Raw genomic sequence first — 17,879 nt, 5'->3', positions numbered from 1 at the left:
TATCGTGCGGGCCCCGCGCCCCGGTGGGGGGAAGGAACGAAGACCCGGCTGTGCCTCGGCGCGGCCGGGTTTTGTGTTTACAGGCGGTGGGCGGCGCCGGTGGGGGTGGCGCCGCGGGTGTCCAGGAGGAGTTGTGCCTTGACGGCCAGGCCCTGGAGGTCGTACGTGCGGTGGGGCTGGAGCAGCACCGTCAGGTCGGCGGCGGAGGCGGCCTCGTAGAGGGATTCGGCGCGGGGGACCGGGCGGCCGTGGACCTCCCACTGGGGGACGTAGGGGTCGTGGTAGGTGAGGTGGGCGCCCAGGTCGCGCAGGCGGGCGGCGACCTCGCGGGCCGGGGTGCCGGCCAGGTCGGCCAGGTCGGGTTTGTAGGTGACGCCGAGCAGCAGGATCCGGGCGCCGCGGGCGGATTTGCCGTGTTCGTTCAGGAGGGTGGTGCAGCGCTGGATGACGTAGGCCGGCATCCGGTCGTTGATTTCCTGGGCGAGTTCCACCATCCGGAGCGGTGCGCCGGCCGAACGGCTGCGTGGGGGGCGGTGGTTGGGGTCGATGGGGGCGGCGTGGCCGCCGACGCCGGGGCCGGGGCGGAAGGACTGGAAGCCGAACGGCTTGGTTTCGGCGCAGCGGATGACGTCCCACAGGTCGACGCCGATCTCGTGGCAGTAGACCGCCATCTCGTTCATCAGGGCGATGTTGATGTGCCGGTAGTTGGTCTCCAGCAGGTGGGCGGTCTCCGCCTCGCGGGGGCCGCGGGCGCGGACCACCTTGTCGGTGAGCCGGCTGTAGAAGGCGGCGGCGGCTTCGGTGCAGGCGGGGGTGAGGCCGCCGATGACCTTGGGGGTGTTGCGGTAGCGGTGGGTGCGGTTGCCGGGGTCGTGGCGGGCGGGGGAGCAGGCGAGGTGGAAGTCGCGGCCGGCGGTGAGGCCGGAGCCCGCTTCGAGGAGGGGGCGGAGGACGTTCTCGGTGGTGCCCGGGTAGCCGGCGGATTCGAGGATGACGGTGGTGTGCGGGCGCAGCCGGGTGGCCAGGGTGCGGGCGGCGTCGGCTAGGGCGGACAGGTCCAGGGTGCGGTCCTCGTTGAGCGGGGTGGGGGCGCAGAGGACGGCGGTGCGGACCCGGCCCAGGGCGCCGGGGTCGGTGGTGGTGCGGAAGCCGGCGGCGAGCAGCCGGCGGACCTCGGTGGTGGACAGCGGGCCGCCGGCGCCGGGGAGGGCGGCCGCGCGGGGATCGGGGTCGTAGCCGATGGTGGTGAGGCCGGCGGCGGTGGCGGCCTGGGCGAGGGGGAGACCCAGGTGACCGAGTCCGATGACGGCGAGGTCTGCGGGCATGCTGCGGCCGTCCTTCCCGAGCGAGTGTGTGGGGCCCTGCGCGGTGTCCTCGTGGCGGTCGGGAGTCGCGCGGACGCACCGGCTACCAAAGGGGCATAAGTAGACTAAGCGGATATTTGACCCAGAATGGGTATTGGTGGATCAAGGTGGCCGGGTGTTGCCACCGTGAGCGGAAGGCGGTTGCCGGAACCAAGCGCGGACAGAATCGACGGACGGGGGGTCCAGCTCCGAATCACAGCGGGAGGCAGTGGTGAAGACAGCGACACTCGGACCGGCGCAGCGCGCCAAGGCACTCACCCAGATGGCGGAGCGGGAACTGGACGTGCTGGTGGTCGGCGCCGGCGTCGTCGGCGCCGGCACCGCCCTGGACGCCGCGACCCGCGGGCTGGACACCGGACTGGTCGAGGCCCGTGACTGGGCGTCGGGCACCTCCAGCCGGTCGAGCAAGCTCATCCACGGCGGCCTGCGGTATCTGGAGATGCTGGACTTCGCGCTGGTGCGGGAGGCGTTGAAGGAGCGCGGGCTGCTGATCCAGCGGCTGGCGCCCCACCTGGTCAAACCGGTCCCGTTCCTCTATCCGCTCCAGCACAAGGGCTGGGAGCGCTGGTACGCCGGCTCCGGCGTGGCGCTCTACGACGCGATGTCGGTCTCGTCCGGACACGGTCGGGGACTGCCCGTCCACCGCCACCTCTCGCACCGCCGGGCGCTGCGGGTGGCGCCCTGTCTGCGGAAGGACGCGCTGGTCGGCGCGTTGCAGTACTACGACGCGCAGATGGACGACGCGCGGTACGTCACCACGCTGGTGCGGACCGCGGCCGCCTACGGGGCGCACGTCGCCAACCGGGCGCGGGTGGTGGGCTTCCTGCGCGAGGGCGAACGGGTGGTCGGCGCGCGGGTGCAGGACGTCGAGGGCGGTGTGGCGCACGAGATCCGGGCCCGGCAGATCGTCAACGCGACGGGCGTGTGGACCGATGACACCCAGGCGCTGATCGGGGAGCGCGGCCAGTTCCACGTCCGCGCCTCCAAGGGCATCCATCTGGTCGTCCCCAAGGACCGGATCCACTCCAGCACCGGGTTGATCCTGCGGACGGAGAAGAGCGTGCTCTTCGTCATCCCGTGGGGGCGGCACTGGATCATCGGCACCACGGACACCGACTGGGACCTGGACAAGGCGCACCCGGCGGCCTCCAGCGCCGATATCGACTACCTGCTGGAGCATCTGAACTCGGTCCTCGCCACCCCGCTCACCAGGGACGACGTGGAGGGCGTCTATGCCGGGCTGCGGCCGCTGCTGGCCGGCGAGTCGGACGCCACCAGCAAGCTGTCGCGGGAGCACACGGTCGCCCACCCGGTGCCGGGCCTGGTGGTCGTCGCGGGCGGCAAGTACACCACGTACCGGGTGATGGCCAAGGACGCGGTGGACGAGGCGGTGCACGGGCTGGACGCCCGGGTCGCCGAGTGCGTCACCGAGGACGTGCCGTTGGCGGGCGCGGAGGGCTACCGGGCGCTGTGGAACGCGCGGGCCCGGATCGCCGCCCGGACCGGTCTGCACGTGGCGCGGATAGAGCATCTGCTGAACCGTTACGGGGCGCTGGCCGAGGAGCTGTTGGAGCTGGTGGTGGCCGACCCCTCGCTGGGCCGGCCGCTCGCCGCCGCCGAGGACTACCTGCGTGCCGAGGTGGTCTACGCCTGCACGCACGAGGGCGCCCGGCACCTCGACGACGTGCTGACCCGGCGTACCCGGATCTCCATCGAGACCTTCGACCGCGGTACCCGCAGCGCCCGGGAGGCCGCCGAGTTGATGGCGCCGGCCCTGGGCTGGGACAGCGCGCAGATCGAGAAGGAGATCACGCACTACGAGAAGCGGGTGGAGGCGGAGCGCGAATCGCAGCGCCAGCCCGACGACCTGACGGCCGATGCGGCCCGGCTGGGCGCTCCGGACATCGTGCCGCTGACGTAGGCGGGTCGGGCCGTCAGCCGCTCGGCTCAGCCTCGTCGGCCGCGGGGCGCGCAGAACTCGGCGGCCAGGAGGGCGGCGCCGTCGGTCCGGCCGGCCGGGGTGTCGGTGTTGACCCGGTAGCTGACCAGGTGTCGGCCGTCGGCGGTGCCCGCGGTCTGCGCGTACGAGCCGTTGATGTCGCCGTTGTGGCCCCAGACCGTCACCCCGCAGGGCAGCCGGGTGGCGTAGACGCCCAGGCCGTACGCGCCGCCGGTGGCCCGCTCGCTGCGCAGCTGGGCCATCTGGCGGGGTGCCAGGAGTTTTCCGCCCAGCAGCGCGGCGAAGAAGTGGTTGAGGTCGACCAGGGTGGTGATCATCTCGCCGGCCGCGCCGGCCCGGCTGGGGTTGAAGGCGGTGCTGTCCACCCGGTGGCCGTCGATCCGGGAGTAGCCGCGGCCGTGCGGTGCGGGCAGCGCCGGGCTGTTGCCGGGGAACGAGGTGCCGCGCAGGTCGAACGGGGCCAGGATGCGGCGCCGCAGCTCGTCGGCGTACGGGTGCCCGGTGACGCCCTGGATTACCAGGCCGAGGACCAGGTAGTTGGTGTTGGAGTAGGCGAAGGGGGCGCTTCCCACGCCTTTGGGGCCATGGGGGAGGGCGCCGGACGCGGCGGTCGGCGGGTGGTCGAGCGCGATCCGCAGCAGCTCGACCGGGGTGTACCGGTCGTAGCGGTGGGCCGGGAAGCCCGGGCCGGACAGCTGTTCGGCGAGGTGGGGGTCCGCGGTGTAGTTGAACAGGCCACTCGTATGGTCGAGCAGTTGGCGGATCGTCACCCGGTGCAGATCGTTCGCGCCGCCCGCGCCGGTGCGCGGCACTCCGGGCGGCAGGTGGTCCGCGACGTGGTCGTCCAGCCCGAGCCGGCCCTCCCCGACGAGTTGCAGGACCACCGTCGCGACGAGGGTTTTGGTGAGACTGCCCGCCCGGAAGCGGTCCAGGCGGCCCATCTTCCGGCCGCTGCGCAGGTCGGCCACGCCGACCGCGGAGAACTGCGAGGCGGCCAGGTGGCCGTCCCAGGTGACCAACGCGGCCGCGCCGGGCGCGCCGTCGGCCACCAGGCGGTGCAGCGCGGTCGTCGTCGCCGGCGGTCGGGACGCTCCCGGGGAGGGCGCGGCGGCGCGCGGGGTGCTCGTACACGCCGTCAGGACCAGGGCGGCCAGGGCGGCCAGGACGGTGCGGGTGGCGGAGCGCAGCGGGCCGGGCGCGGCCGGGCGGTGCGGGCGGAGGGGCAAAAGAACTCCCGTCGTCGGGGTCATCATGACGGGTGGGTGGCGCCCTCCGGCATCCACCCGGGCCTTCCGCACGGCCGCGGATGAGAGAGAATGAAGGCCCTGCCAGGGTGGGTTGTCCGAGTTGGGCCAGTTTGGTGATCGATGGAGAATCGAGGCTGCCAACTCGGCTGGATTGCAGAGGGGATTCAGTGGGCGACGAGGTCGAGATGGACGGCAAGGAGGGCAGGCTGCTCGCCGGCCGGTACCGGCTCGCCGATGTTCTCGGCCGGGGCGGAATGGGCACCGTCTGGCGGGCCGGCGACGAGGTGCTGGGCCGCACGGTCGCGGTCAAGGAGCTGCGCTTCCCCGGCGGTATCGAAGAGGACGAGAAGCGTCGTCTGATCACCCGCACCCTGCGCGAGGCCAAGGCGATCGCCCGGATCCGCAACAACGGCGCGGTGACGGTCTACGACGTGGTCGACGAGGACGACCGGCCGTGGATCGTGATGGAACTGGTCGAGGGCCGCTCGCTGGCCGAGGTCGTCCGCGACGACGGCCCGCTCACTCCGCGCCGCGCCGCCGAGGTCGGTCTCGCGGTGCTCGACGTCCTGCGCGCCGCCCACGGCCAGGGCATCCTGCACCGCGATGTGAAGCCGTCCAACGTCCTGATCTCCGACGACGGCCGGGTCGTGCTCACCGACTTCGGTATCGCACAGGTCGAGGGCGACCCCTCGGTGACCTCGACCGGCATGCTCGTCGGCGCGCCCTCGTACATCTCGCCGGAGCGGGCCCGCGGCCAGAAGCCGGGCCCGCCCGCCGACCTGTGGTCGCTGGGCGGCCTGCTGTATGCGTGCGTCGAGGGCGTTCCCCCGTACGACAAGGGCTCGGCGATCGCCACCCTGACCGCCGTGATGACCGAACCGGTCGAGCAGCCCAAGAGCGCCGGGCCGCTGGAGGACGTCATCTACGGCCTGCTGGTGAAGGACCCGGCGGGCCGGCTGGACGAGGCCGGGGCGCGGGCGCTGCTGCTGGCGGTCATCCACGCCCCGGAGCCCAAGCCGGAGCCCCCGATGGACGCGACGCGGGCGATGACGCTGCCCACCGCGCCGGCGGAGTCGGAGCCCGCGGAGCGGGCCGGTGCCAAGCCCGCCAAGAGCACCGCCAGGCCCCGGGTGCCGAAGAAGCCGAAGGGGAAGCCGACGGTCGGGGCGGCCGCCGCGTCCGGTGCGGCGTCCGGAACGGCGCAGAAGGCGACGCAGAAGTCGGCGCAGAACACGGCGGGGAAGGCGGCCGAGGGCGGTGCGGCGGCGAAGCCGGCGGCGGCGCGGGAGTCCGGCAGGTTCGGCACGGACGGCAAGTCCGGCAAGGGCGCTGCCGCGGCCAAGACCGTCGACGGTGGTTCCCCGGCCCGCCCCGGGTTCGACGCGGACGCCGCCAAGGAGCGGGTGCGGGCGGCCCTGACGTCGGTGCGGAACGCCGCCGCGGCGGCCCGGTCCGATTCCAGACCCGGCGACGGGGACGGCCGTCCCGCCCCGCCGCGCGCCTCGGTGACCGATGTCGTCCCGCGCCGCACGTTGATCATCGGGGTGGTCGTGGTCGTCGTCGTCCTCGGGACGCTGCTGGCCCTGGCGTTCAGCGGTGGTGACGGCAGTAACTCCGCCGGCAAGAGCGGCAAGGGCGGCAAGGGCACGGCCGTGGGCCGGGACGCGACCCAGTCGGCCGCCGCGAGCCAGGACTCCGGCACGGACGGCGCCACCACCCCGGGTGGGGCGAAGCCGGGCGCTGGCACGGACGACAAGGGCGGTAAGGGGGGCAACGGCGGGAAGAAGGGCGGGGCGGCGGTCCCGGACGGCTTCGCGCAGGTCACCAACGGCGGGTTCCACTTCGCCATGGTGATGCCCAAGGGGTTCAAGCAGACCGACACGGCAGGGCAGAACTCCGGCGCCATATACAGCGCCTCCGGCGGTTTCCCGCGCATCCAGGTCGACTACAACGACTCGCCCGGCCAGGACGCCGCGGCCTCCTGGCGCAGTCAGGAACCCAGCGTGGCCGGCTCCAGCGACAACTACCACCTGCTGGGCATCAAGGCCATCGGCTGGCGCGGCTACCCGACCGTCGCCGACTGGTCGTTCACCCGCCAGCAGCACGGCGAGGACGTGCGGGTGCTCAACCGCGGCTTCCGCGCCGACGACAACCACGGCTACGCCATCATGATCACCTGCAAGGCGGGCGCCTGGGACGACAAGGAGTGCCGGGAGTTGCGGAACACCGCCTTCCGGACCTTCGCGGTGAAGGACTGACCCGCCGCGGCGGGCGGACCGACCCACGGCCGCTGGGGACGGACACGGCGCGCGACGCGGTCCGACGGGCTCAACTGTCGGTGCTGCCACGTATCGTGAGAAGTCCACAGTCGTACGCATCCGCCCCCGGCGGGAGCGGCGCACGCTGAGGGGAGGCGCGTCGTGGACGAGTACGCGGGGAGAGTGCTCGCCGAGCGCTACCGCCTGCCGGCGCGGCCGTTCGCCGAAGGTTCCGGCGCCGCGGCGGACGGTTTCGACGTCCCCGCCGCCGACCGGTGCGCCGAGACCCGGGCCTTCGACACCTACAGCGGGCAGGAAGTGCTGATCCGTCAGGTGCCGCTGCCGGAGGTGGTGGACGCCGAGGTGATGGCGGGCGACGGCGGCGGGGCGGACGGGTATCCGGCGGACGGGCGTGCGGAGGATGGTTTCGGCAGTGGTGGCCGGGTGGCGGGCCACGGCCGGCGGGCCACGGCGGGTGCCGAGCGCGATCCCCAGGACCCGGTCGTCCGGCGCGCCCTCCAGGCGGCGACGGCCGCCGCCCAACTCCCCGACCACCCGCTGCTCGACCAGGTCTTCGACGTCTTCGCGCAGGACGGCAGCCTGTGGATCGTCGGGGAGCTGCTCCCCGCCCGCCCGCTGTCCGCACTGCTCGCCGGGCGGACGCTGAGCCCGCACCGCGCCGCGGAGATCGCCGCCGATCTGCTCACCGCCGTGCGAGCCCTGCACGCGCACGGCTGGCTCCACCGGAACATCACCGCCCGGACGGTCCTGGTCTGTGACGACGGCCGGGCCGTGCTGACCGGTTTGGCGGCCGGCGCGGCGCAGGAGGCGCTGTGCGGGTACGACCCGGTGCCGAGGGCGCCGGCCGCGGAGGTCTCGTTGGCCAAGGCGGCCTCGGGGCGCGGTGCCGGGGACGCCGGGGCCGAGGGTGGTGCTGATGCCGGTGGTGCGGTCGGCGCGGGCCTGACCGGACTCGCTGCCGAGCGGGCCCGGCAGGCGCGGTTCCAGGTGGTCGGCGCGGTGACCGAGCGCTGGGCGCCGGAGCAGGCCGGGCCGACGGACCGGGCCGGGGCGCCGCTGGGGCCGGCCGTGGATCTGTGGGCGGTGGGCGCCCTGCTGTTCCGCGCGGTGCAGGGCCGTCCGCCGTTCCCCGAGGAGAGCGCCGTCGAGCTCGCGCGGCTGGTGGGGGCGCAGGCGCCCGCGAAGGCCGTGGAGGGCGGGGTGCTGCGGCCCGTCATCGAGGCGCTGCTGTGCCCGGATCCGGCCGGGCGGCCGGGGGCCGAGGAGCTGCGCGGCCGGCTGCGGGGGCTGGTGCGGACGGCACCGGAGCCGGAGCTGGGCCGCCGGACGGTGTCCCTGCCCGCGTGGGACGGGCCCGCCGATCCGCGGCGGCTGCCGATCCTCCGGCGCCGGGGCGAGCTGGTCCGCCAGCGGCGACCGAAGAAGCTCCGGGCGGGCCCGGCCCGGTCCGCCGGGCGGCCCGTGGCGCCCCGCCCGCCCAAGGCCCCCCGGTCCGCCGGGCGTTCGTCGGTTGGGGTGCAGGCGCCGGTGGAGCTGCCGGGCCAGGTCGGGGTCGGTCCGGTGCCGCAGCGGCGTCCCGGGCGGGGGCCGCGGAACCTGGGCCGGGTGCTGCTCACCGCGATCCTGCTGCTGATGGTGGCCGGCATCGCCTGCGCCGTGCTGTTCCTGCCGAAGTCCGGGGCGGACGCGGCGGGCGGTCCGTCCGGCGCGGACCTCTCCGGCACCTCGGGCGCGGGGCCCGGCCGCAGCCCCGCCCCCTCGCCGGGCGGGGGCGGCGACGACGGCAAGGGCGCCGGCCGCCCGCCGGGCACCGGCGCGCCGCAGACCACCGCCCCCGGCGATCTCGCCCCCGGTTTCGTGCTGCGTACCGATCCCCTGGGGTTCCAGATCGCGGTGCGCAAGGGCTGGCAGCGCCACGCCGACGCGGACCGCGGCCAGGTGCGCTACACCGGCGGCGGCTACGAGCTGTTGGTGGTGCCGGGCCGCGATGCGACCGCGCAGTTCGGCACCGACCCGATGGCGTACCAGCTGGACAAGGAGCCCGAGTTGGCGCCGTTCCGGGATGCCGGCTGGTCGTCGGTCTCCGGGCGGCGGCGGATCGACGTCGGGCAGACGGCGATGGCCGAGGCCACCTTCACCTGGAAGGACGGCAGCGGCCACCAGCTCTACGCCCGCAACCTCGCGATGATCGACAAGGGGTGCTACCACCTCGTCCTGGTCATCGGCCCGGACGGCGGCCGCGCCGAGGTGGACCGGCTGTACGCCCAGGCGAGCAGCGCCTACCGCCCCAACCAGCCCTGAAAAAAGGGCTGTTGCGGGCCGTCATGGCGTGCTCAGTTCGCGTTCCAGCGGGGTGCGGAAGCGTGGGGTGACGCGGACGTCGCCGAGCCAGGCCGCCAGCCGCGCCGCCTCCGTCGCGACCGCCTCGGCGGCGGCGCTGCCGCCCTCGTCGGACAGCAGGTGCGAGGCGATCTCCCCGTCGGGGCGCTGCGCCCAGCTGCCGATGATCCGGCCGTTCCACCACACCGTCGGCCCGATGTTGCCGCTGCGGTCGAAGAGCCGGGGCGTCATGGCCGGGTCGAGGTACCAGTCGCGGGCCTTCCAGCCCATCGCGGTCGGGTCGAGGCCGGGCAGCAGGGCGGCCCACGGTGCGGGCGTCGGGACGGGGTCGAGGTCGTCGGGCAGCGCGACCCCGGTGCTGCTGCCGCCGCCGTCGTCCAGGGTGACCTCGACGGCGCCGAGGGCGGCCAGTGCGTGCCGGGTGTCGGTGCGCGTCCAGCCGGTCCACCACGTGAGGTCCTCGACGGTCGCCGGGCCGTAGGCGGCGAGCCAGCGGCGGGCGAGTGCGGCGCGCGCCTCGGGGGCCGGCGGTGCCGCCAGGTCGACGAGCGCGGTGCCGGGTGCCCAGCGGAAGGTGCTGCTGGTCCAGCCGCCGCGCGGCCGGCTGCGGCGGATGCTGCCCTCGGCGGCCAGCGTCCGCAGCAGCCGGCTGGTGACCGCGACGGTGGCCTCGTAGGGCTTGCCGGGGGAGTTCACGATGGTGGCGCGCAGCTCGGGCACGTCGGCGGAGAGGTCCGCGGCGGTCGCCTCGCCGCGGGCGGCCAGTGCGGCCAGCGTCCGGTCCGTCACCTCCGCCAGTCGCCGTTCGTCCCACCCCAGTCCCTCCCGGACCCACGTGACCAGGCCCCGCCGTTCCTTGGCGGCGACGGCCCGGGCGGTGGAGGACGCGATGACCGGTGCCAGTTCCGCGTCGATCGCGAAGAGGGTGCGCCGCATGCACAGCATCCGCACCAGCGACCGGTCCTCGTACAGTGCCCGCTCGACCTCCTTGGGGTCCGGGACGGCCAGTCGGGCGCCGGCCGCCAGGTGGACGGTGGCCGGGTCGCTGGCGTGCAGGGCGACGACCGCGTTGGCGGTCTCTTCGGCGGTGGCCGCCCGGCGGTCGGGGGCGAGCAGATGCCGCCGGCCGAGCCGGGCGCGGCGCTGGGCGGTGTCGATCCGGGGCCGGGTGCGGGGTGCGGGGTGGCTCATGGCGCCCGACCGTAGTGGGCATCTAGGACAAGTTCTGTCCGCTACGAGTGGGCCGCGAACCGTTCTCGTAGTTCCTGCTTGAGCACCTTGCGCAGGGTCGCTCCGCGCGGCAGGGCGGGCAGCACCTCCAGTCGTTCCGGCAGTTTGTGCCGGGCGAGTCCTTGGGCGAGCAGTCGCGAGGTGACCGCGGCGAGCGTCAACTCCGGTGCGCCCGGCGGCTGTTCGACCACGGCGCAGACCAGTTCCCCGCGCTCGGGGTCCGGCAGCCCGATGACCGCGGCGTCCGCGATGCCCGGGTGGTCGTAGAGGAGGTCCTCGATCTCCCGGGCGGAGATGTTCTCGCCCTTGCGGATGATGATGTCCTTGAGGCGGCCGGTGATGACGAGGTGCCCGGTGGGGGTGAGGTGCCCGAGGTCGCCGGTGCGCAGGAAGCCGTCGGCGGTGAAGGGGGCGGCGGTGAAGGGGTCGCCTCCCGTGTCCCCGGGGCACGGGGGAGGGTCCGGTTCGTCCAGGTAGCCGCGGCAGACGGCCGGGCCGCGCAGCAGGATCTCCCCGCTCTCCGGCGCGATCCGGATCTCCATCCCGGCGGGCGGCCGGCCGTCGGTGGTGGCCAGCAGCTCGGCGCTGTCGTGCGGGTCGCCCATGGTGACCATCGGGGCTTCGGTGAGGGCGTAGCCGTGGGTGAGCTGGCAGCCCAGCTCGGCCACCACCTCGTGGTACAGCGCGGGTGGTTTGGGCGCGCCGCCGCCGGCCAGTAGGCGCAGTGCCGGCAGCAGTCGCCGCCCCGGCGGCAGGGCGCGCTGGGCGGTGAGGAAGAGGGTGTAGAAGGCGGTGGAGCCGCCGGCCACGGTGACCCGGTGGCGGCGGTAGGGGGCGAGTGCGGCGGGCAGTGCGAAGTGCTCCAGGAGGACGGCCGGGATGCCGTGGGTGAGCAGCATGACGGTGTAGTCGGGCCCGGCGACGTGGGCGTACGGGAAGGCCATCGAGCCGACGTCGTCGGGGCCCAGGCGCAGTGCCGCGGCCAGGCAGGCGCCGGCGGTGCGCAGACTGCGGTCGGTGTGCAGCACGCCGCGGGGGGCGGCGCTGGTGCCGGAGGTCCAGTAGATCCAGCGGGGTGCGTCGGGGTCGGTGGGCGGCGGGGGCAGGGTGGCCGGGTCGCCGTCCGGCAGGGGGGCGTACGCGTCGATGACGGTCGGTGGCGCGGGCAGCTCGGCGGCCAGGCGGTGCGCCGTCGCGGTGTGGCCGGTGTCGCGGTGGCGGCCGGGCCCACCGGGTACGACGAAGAAGGCGGCGCGGGTGCGGCGCAGCACCTGGCCCAGCTCGTGTGCGCGGTAGCGCGGCAGGACCGGGCTCTGTACCGCGCCGAGCCGGGCCAGGGCCAGGCTGACCAGCACCGTTTCGATCCGGGTGGGCAGTTGCCAGACCACCCGGCTGCCGGGGCGGACGCCGTGTGCGGCCAGTCCGGCGGCGACCCGTTCGGCGCGTTCGCGCAGCCCGCCGAAGGTGATCCGGCGCTCGTCCCGGGCGGATTCCGCGCCCTGGATGAGGGCGGTGGCGTCCGGTGTGCGGGCGGCGCGCCAGGCGACCAGGTCCCACATGGTGCTGCCGGTCATGTGGGCCTCCAGCCCGTTGCTGACGATGCGTCAGATCGAGGTCCGAGGGTAAGGGCCGATGCCTTGTCGGTCCAGGGGGCCGGGGCTAGCCTGGAACCGAATCTGACGCACCATCAGTTACGTGGGTGCGGGACGACCGACAGGGGCGAGGGGAAACGATGGCGAACCCGACCGAGCCACCGCGCGGCACCGACGCCGACGACCAGGCGGGCGCGCCCGCCGACCGCCGCGGGACCCGGCGCCCGACGACGCACCGGGACCGCTAGTGGACCTCACCTTCACCGAGGAGGAGGAAGCCTTCCGGGCCCGGCTGCGGACCTGGCTCGCCGAGGTGCTGCCGAAGCTGCCGCCGAAACCCGCCGCCACCGACTGGCCCGGCCGGCGGTCCTACGACGCGGCCTGGCAGCGGATGCTGTACGACGCCGGGTACGCCGGCCTGCACTGGCCCGCCGACGCCGGCGGCCAGGGCGCCACCCCCACCCAGCACCTGATCTTCCTGGAGGAGACCGAGAAGGCCGGCGCGCCCTACGTCGGCGCCAACTTCGTCGGGCTGCTGCACGCCGGCCCCACCATCGCCGCCGAAGGCACCGCCGCGCAGCGCGCCCGCTGGCTGCCGCCGATCCTGCGCGGCGACGAGATCTGGTGCCAGGGCTTCAGCGAACCGGACGCCGGCTCCGACCTGGCCGCGCTGCGCACCCGGGCGGTCCGGGACGGCGACGCCTACGTGGTGACCGGCGCCAAGATCTGGACCTCGCACGCCGAGGTCGCCGACTGGTGCGAACTGCTCGTCCGCACCGACCCGGAGGCCCCCCGGCACCGCGGCATCAGCTGGCTGGCGATGCCGATGGACGCCCCCGGGGTGACCGTGCGACCGCTGCGCACGCTGGCCGGCTCCACGGAGTTCGCCGAGATGTTCCTCGACGAGGTCCGGATCCCGGTCGACAACCGCATCGGCGCCGAGCACGACGGCTGGCGGGTGACGATGGTGACGCTCTCCTTCGAACGCGGCACCGCCTTCGTCGGCGAGGTGGTGGCCTGCCGCCGGGTGCTCGCCGAACTGGCCCGCGCCGCCCGCGCCAACGGCCGCTGGGACGACGCCGTGCTCCGCCGCCGACTGGGCCGGCTGAACGCCGAATTCGCCGCACTGTGGCGGCTGACCCAGTGGAACGTCAGCGAGGCAATGGGGGTCCCCCCTGGTCATGGGGGTGCCCCCGCGCGAGCGAAGCCGAGCGTGGGGGAGACGTCGAGACCTCGGGGGCGGGCCGGCGGCGTCCCCGGCATCGGCGGCTCGGTCTTCAAACTGCGCTATTCGCACGCCCGCCAGGAGCTCTACGACGCGGCGGCCGAGGTGCTCGGCGGGCAGGCGCTGGACGCGACGCACCCCTGGGTCGCCGACCGGCTCTCGGCCCTCTCGTACACCATCGCCGCGGGCACCTCGCAGATCCAGCGGAACATCGTCGCCGAGCGGATCCTCGGCCTGCCGAAGGGGCGGTGAACGGTCCGGTGGACTTCCAACTCAGCCTGGACCAAAGGGCGTTGCGGGCCGGCACCCGAGAGCTGCTGACCGGCCGCTTCGACCGGGACCGGCTGCGCGCGGCCGTCGACGACCCGGCGTTGGACCGCGCGCTGTGGCGGCAACTGGCCGACGCCGGGTTCTTCGCGCTACGGCTCCCGGAGGCGGCGGGCGGCGTCGGGCTGGGACTGCCGGAGGCCGCCCTGGTCTTCGAGGAGGCCGGCCGGGCACTGCTGCCGGGTCCGCTGGTGGCCGGACACCTGCTGGCCGGTGCGGTGGACGGGGTGGCGACCGGTGAACGGATCGTCGCCCTGTGTGACGACTCGACCGACCCGGTGCTGTGGGAACACCCGGCCGACTGCGACGAGTTGATCTTCCTGGAGGGGGGTGCGCCGGGGCATACCGGCCGGGCGCACCGGAGTGCGCCCGCCGAGGTCACCCGCGCCCCCTTCACGTCGGTCGACCCCCTCACCCCGCTCGCCCGCGTCACCGACCACCCGCGCACCACCCCCTGCGACGACCTGGACGTGCCCCGGCTGCGCCGCGAGGCGGCCCTGCTGACCGCCGCCCAGCAGCTGGGCAGCGCGGCGCGGACGGTGGAGATGGCGGTCGCCCACGCCCGGCAGCGCACCCAGTTCGGCGCGCCCATCGGCTCCTTCCAGGCGGTCAAGCACCTGTGCGCCGGGATGCTGGTCCGCGCCGAGCTGGCCCGCGTCGCGGTCTATGCGGCGGCGGTGACCGGGGACGCCCTCGACATCACGGGCGCCAAACTGCTGGCGGACGAGGCCGCGGTGCACAACGCCCGGGACTGCCTCCAGGTGCACGGCGGTATGGGCTTCACCTGGGAGGCCGATGTCCATCTGCACCTCAAGCGGGCCTGGCTGCGGGCCGAGACGTGGGGCGGCGCGCGGGAGGCGACGGAGCGACTGGCGGACGCGCTGGTGGGGTGAGGGGGTGGTGCGCCGGCGCTCGTCGAAGATCACGGAGCGTCGCGAGCGCGCCGCCGATGTCAGACTCTGGCAGCCCGTGTGCGAAATATCGGACGCCTCACACATAAGCGGTCACGGAGGGTCGATATCGGGTTGTGTCCTAGGCGTGACTCGTCACACGCGGGAGTCGGCGGTGTGCTCGGGTACGCTCCGTGGGGTGCGAGTGGTTCTGTGGCGCAATGGTCGCGGTGCCGTCGGAAGGACGGCTCCGGGGTACCGACTGCACGCCGCTCGCCTCGGGCGGGGCCCCGATGACCCCCCATGTTCGACTCCCCGCGCTGTGCGTCGCACAGTATGCCGCACGCATACTCCCTTGCGCTGGAATATGCCCGAAGCGGTTGTTGCGGTGACTGAACGTCAACCATGCTGTGCTTCGCCGGAGTCACGCACCGTGATTCCGTGGAGGCGCGAGGCGATGTTTCCGCCGGTTCGGATGGTGTGAGCGGTGCAGGTGCTTCAGGTGCAGTTGGAAGTGCGGCCCGACCCCGCGGAAGTGGGGCGGGCCCGGCAGTGGGCCCGGTCGAGGCTCGCAGGGTCGGGCATAGGGGCGGACGAGCCGCTCGCCGAGACGCTGATCCTGCTGATCTCCGAGCTGGTCACCAATGCGGTGGTGCACACCGGCTCGTCGGCCCGGCTCCGTATGTGCTTCTCGGGGACCGGTGCCGTGGTGGCCACCGTGCGGGTCGAGGTGGTGGACGCCAGCGCCCGGCCGCCCCGCCCCCGGCACGCGGACGGTGACGACACCAACGGCCGGGGGCTGGAACTGGTCGACGGCCTCGCGGACCGCTGGGGCTGGCAGCCGGAGGGGGCCGGCAAGCGGATCTGGTGCGAAGTGGACCGCGGGCAGTCGCTGCTGATGACGGCCGGTGCGGACCTGGGGGCGTATGACCCCGCTTGCGCCGCGACAAATAGGGCGTAGGTCGCTGAATCGGTTCGCCTGGCGCGGAATTAGTCCAGACCAGGTGTTGACGTGGCGTGCCCTGGTGATCACGCTTGGGGAAGCGATGCGCCGTGAGGGGACGGCAAGGTCGCGTCGGGCCGATGGCCCGCGGCCTTGGCGAGTGCGGATCGCATTCCGGAGCCGGGTGGCGGTCCGCGGTGCCGTGCTCGGGGCGCGCAGCGCGCGCCGCCACCCGGCCGGCCCGGGGTCGACGGCTGGCCGGAGGCGCCGCCTCGGACCTCACAACACCGCCACCGGCGCGACCGGACTGCCGGTTCCGCCGACGAACGGCTCCGCCATCGCGGCCAGCAGGAAGGCGTAGCGGCCCTCCTGCGCGCAGGCCGCCGACAGCTCCTCCAGATTCCAGTTCTGGCCCTGGAGCATGCCCATTTCGACCAGGTGCAGGGCGTGCACCGGCATCCACAGGCCCTCGACCTCCGGCGGGAAGATCTCGAAGGTCAGGGTGTCGTTGGCGACCGCGGCGACCCCGCGGGCGTGGAACCACTCCGGGGTGCGCAGCGAGAGCCCGGGCGACGGGAACGCGTACGCCTCCCGATCGCCGGCCAGGTAGTGCTGGAGCTGCCCGGTCCGGACCAGGACGACGTCACCGGAGCGGACCGTGGTCCCGGCCAGCTCCTCGGCGGCCTCCAGGTCCTCCGGCGTGACCGCGTGCCCGCCCGGCAGTCGCTCGGTGCCGTGCGCCCGGGCCACGTCGAGCAGTACGCCGCGGGAGGTGATCGGGCTGGCCTTCTCGATGCCCAGCGCGGTGGCGCCGCGGTGCGCGGTGATCGCGTCGGCGGGCCGGTCGTTGTAGAGCCGCCCGGAGTGCGAGACGTGGGTCAGGCCGTCCCAGTGGGTGGCGGCCTGGAGGCCCATGGTGACGGTGTCGTCGGAGGTGGCGACCGTGCCCGGGCCGAAGATCTCGTGGTTGATGGCGACCATGGTGTGCAGCGGGTTGACCCGCCCCGGGATCATGCCGGTCTGGACGCCGTCCTGTTGGAGCGGTAGCGCGAGGGGGATGCGGAGGCCGCTGCGGACGGTCGCGGCGGCGGCGCGCACCACCTCCGGGGTGATCAGGTTCAGGGTGCCGATCTCGTCGTCCGGGCCCCAGCGTCCCCAGTTGTTGACGCGCCGGGCGATGTCGTGGAACTCCTGCGGCAGGGGCATGGGTGCTCCTTGGCGTCGGGTGGGGGCGGTTCGGTTCGGGGCGAGGGCGGGGTGCGGCCGGTGGGTTGGCCGGTGCCGTCGTGGCTTGCCCCGCCCTCTTGTGCCCCTGGGTTGCGTCCGGGGTCTTGTGCTCGTACCGCGTCTGCTCAAAAATCTAACGGTCCGTCAGAAACCGTGGGAAGGGGCGCGGCATGGGGAACTTCTTGGCCGGCAAGGTGGTCGCCGTCACGGGGGCCGGCCGCGGCATCGGGCGGGCCGTCGCCCTGGCGGCCGCCGCCGAGGGCGCGAAGGTGGTGGTCAACGACTACGGCGTCTCCATCGAGGGCGGCGAACCCAGCAGCGAGGTGGCCGAGGCGGTGGTCAAGGAGATCGAGGCGGCGGGTGGCACGGCCACGGCCGTCGCCGACGACGTCTCCACGATGGCCGGCGGCCAACGGATCGTGGACACCGCGCTGGCCGAGTACGGCCGGATCGACGGCGTGGTGTGCGTGGCCGGCATCCTGCGCGAACGGATGCTCTTCAACATGTCCGAGGAGGAGTGGGACCCGGTCGTCGCCACGCACCTCAAGGGCACCTTCACGGTGTTCCGGGCCGCCGCGGCGGTGATGCGCAAGCAGAAGTCCGGCACGCTGATCGGCTTCACCAGCGGAAACCACCAGGGCAGCGTCGCCCAGGCCAACTACGCCTCGGCGAAGGGCGGCATCATCTCGCTGGTGCGCAGCGCGGCGCTCGGCCTGCACAAGTACGGGGTGACGGCGAACGCGGTGGCACCGGTCGCCCGGACGCGGATGTCGGCGAACGTGCCGATGGAGCTGAAGGAGATCGGCGAACCGGAGGACGTGGCGGCGTTCGTCGTCTACCTGCTGAGCGAACGGGCGCGGGCCGACGGGGTCACCGGCCAGGTGTACACCGTGGCGGGGCCGAAGATCGCGGTGTGGGCCCAGCCGAGGGAGCTGCGCTCCGTTTACGCCGACGGGGGCGGGTGGACGCCGGAGCGGGTCGCCGAGGCGGTGGCGGGGTCGGTCGGCGTTGACCCGATGCCGATGCTGACGCAGTTGGAGGAGATGGCGCGGGCTGCGGGGGCTGGGGAGCGGCCGAATTCGTAGTGGGGCCTGCGGTTGGCTTGCGGTTGGCTTGCGCCGCACGTGGTCGGCTGGCCCGCCGTGGGGGTTCGCGTTTTTGCGCCTGCGGCGCCGGGCCGCTGCGCGGGGCTGTTGGGTGCGGTGCCGGGTCTGCGGGGTGGGGGGGGTGGCGGCAGCAGAAGGATAAATGACGG

12 protein-coding genes are annotated in these 17,879 nt (G+C 74.1%); 7 read left to right on the top strand and 5 right to left on the bottom strand.

Annotation, left to right across the window (positions count from 1 at the left end; translation table 11 throughout):
• Nucleotides 1–77 precede the first annotated feature (77 nt).
• Nucleotides 78–1,325 carry a nucleotide sugar dehydrogenase gene (locus ACFVT2_RS22305; protein ID WP_390020516.1) on the bottom strand — a complete coding sequence of 416 codons (1,248 nt, stop codon included), beginning with the start codon at nt 1,323–1,325 and terminating at the stop codon, nt 78–80.
• Nucleotides 1,326–1,575: 250 nt separating this feature from the next.
• On the opposite strand from ACFVT2_RS22305, the gene ACFVT2_RS22300 reads away from it, so the two are divergent.
• Complete coding sequence (locus ACFVT2_RS22300; RefSeq protein ID WP_390020514.1) at nt 1,576–3,285, top strand: glycerol-3-phosphate dehydrogenase/oxidase; 1,710 nt, start codon at nt 1,576–1,578, stop codon at nt 3,283–3,285.
• Between the two features lie 26 nt (nt 3,286–3,311).
• On the opposite strand, the gene ACFVT2_RS22295 is transcribed toward ACFVT2_RS22300, so the two are convergent.
• Nucleotides 3,312–4,550, bottom strand: a complete 1,239-nt coding sequence (locus ACFVT2_RS22295) for a serine hydrolase domain-containing protein (RefSeq protein ID WP_390020743.1) — start codon at nt 4,548–4,550, stop codon at nt 3,312–3,314.
• Nucleotides 4,551–4,738: 188 nt separating this feature from the next.
• On the opposite strand from ACFVT2_RS22295, the gene ACFVT2_RS22290 reads away from it, so the two are divergent.
• The gene (locus ACFVT2_RS22290) at nt 4,739–6,829 is read left to right on the top strand and encodes a serine/threonine-protein kinase (protein ID WP_390020512.1); all 2,091 of its coding nucleotides are present in this window, start codon (nt 4,739–4,741) and stop codon (nt 6,827–6,829) included.
• A gap of 162 nt (nt 6,830–6,991) precedes the next feature.
• Nucleotides 6,992–9,151, top strand: a complete 2,160-nt coding sequence (locus ACFVT2_RS22285) for a serine/threonine protein kinase (protein WP_390020510.1) — start codon at nt 6,992–6,994, stop codon at nt 9,149–9,151.
• 21 nt (nt 9,152–9,172) lie between these two features.
• On the opposite strand, the gene ACFVT2_RS22280 is transcribed toward ACFVT2_RS22285, so the two are convergent.
• Both ACFVT2_RS22280 and ACFVT2_RS22275 read right to left on the bottom strand, forming a co-directional pair.
• On the bottom strand, nt 9,173–10,381 hold the full coding sequence (locus tag ACFVT2_RS22280; RefSeq protein ID WP_390020507.1) for a winged helix DNA-binding domain-containing protein: 1,209 nt from the start codon (nt 10,379–10,381) through the stop codon (nt 9,173–9,175).
• Nucleotides 10,382–10,422: 41 nt separating this feature from the next.
• On the bottom strand, nt 10,423–11,994 hold the full coding sequence (locus tag ACFVT2_RS22275) for a class I adenylate-forming enzyme family protein (protein WP_390020505.1): 1,572 nt from the start codon (nt 11,992–11,994) through the stop codon (nt 10,423–10,425).
• 265 nt (nt 11,995–12,259) lie between these two features.
• Between ACFVT2_RS22275 and ACFVT2_RS22270 the strand changes: the two genes are divergently transcribed.
• The 3 genes from ACFVT2_RS22270 to ACFVT2_RS22260 all read left to right on the top strand — a co-directional run bounded on the left by ACFVT2_RS22270 (nt 12,260) and on the right by ACFVT2_RS22260 (nt 15,415).
• A complete protein-coding gene (locus ACFVT2_RS22270) occupies nt 12,260–13,489 on the top strand; it encodes an acyl-CoA dehydrogenase family protein (RefSeq protein ID WP_390020503.1) in 1,230 nt (409 codons plus the stop codon).
• 8 nt (nt 13,490–13,497) lie between these two features.
• Nucleotides 13,498–14,457, top strand: a complete 960-nt coding sequence (locus ACFVT2_RS22265; protein ID WP_390020741.1) for an acyl-CoA dehydrogenase family protein — start codon at nt 13,498–13,500, stop codon at nt 14,455–14,457.
• A 484-nt stretch (nt 14,458–14,941) separates the two neighbouring features.
• Nucleotides 14,942–15,415 carry an ATP-binding protein gene (locus ACFVT2_RS22260; protein WP_390020500.1) on the top strand — a complete coding sequence of 158 codons (474 nt, stop codon included), beginning with the start codon at nt 14,942–14,944 and terminating at the stop codon, nt 15,413–15,415.
• Nucleotides 15,416–15,676: 261 nt separating this feature from the next.
• Here the strand turns inward: ACFVT2_RS22260 and ACFVT2_RS22255 are convergent, their stop codons facing one another.
• Complete coding sequence (locus ACFVT2_RS22255; RefSeq protein WP_390020498.1) at nt 15,677–16,603, bottom strand: cyclase family protein; 927 nt, start codon at nt 16,601–16,603, stop codon at nt 15,677–15,679.
• 191 nt (nt 16,604–16,794) lie between these two features.
• Here ACFVT2_RS22255 and ACFVT2_RS22250 point away from each other — a divergent pair, with 191 nt between their 5' ends.
• The gene (locus tag ACFVT2_RS22250; RefSeq protein ID WP_390020495.1) at nt 16,795–17,709 is read left to right on the top strand and encodes an SDR family NAD(P)-dependent oxidoreductase; all 915 of its coding nucleotides are present in this window, start codon (nt 16,795–16,797) and stop codon (nt 17,707–17,709) included.
• The last annotated feature ends 170 nt before the right edge of the window (nt 17,710–17,879 follow it).

The sequence above is a fragment of the Streptomyces sp. NPDC058000 genome (genome assembly GCF_042886435.1).
Taxonomy (GTDB): Bacteria; Actinomycetota; Actinomycetes; order Streptomycetales; family Streptomycetaceae; genus Streptomyces.
The sequence above is the reverse complement of the archived record's forward strand: the minus strand, read 5'-3'. Positions and strand labels throughout refer to the sequence as shown.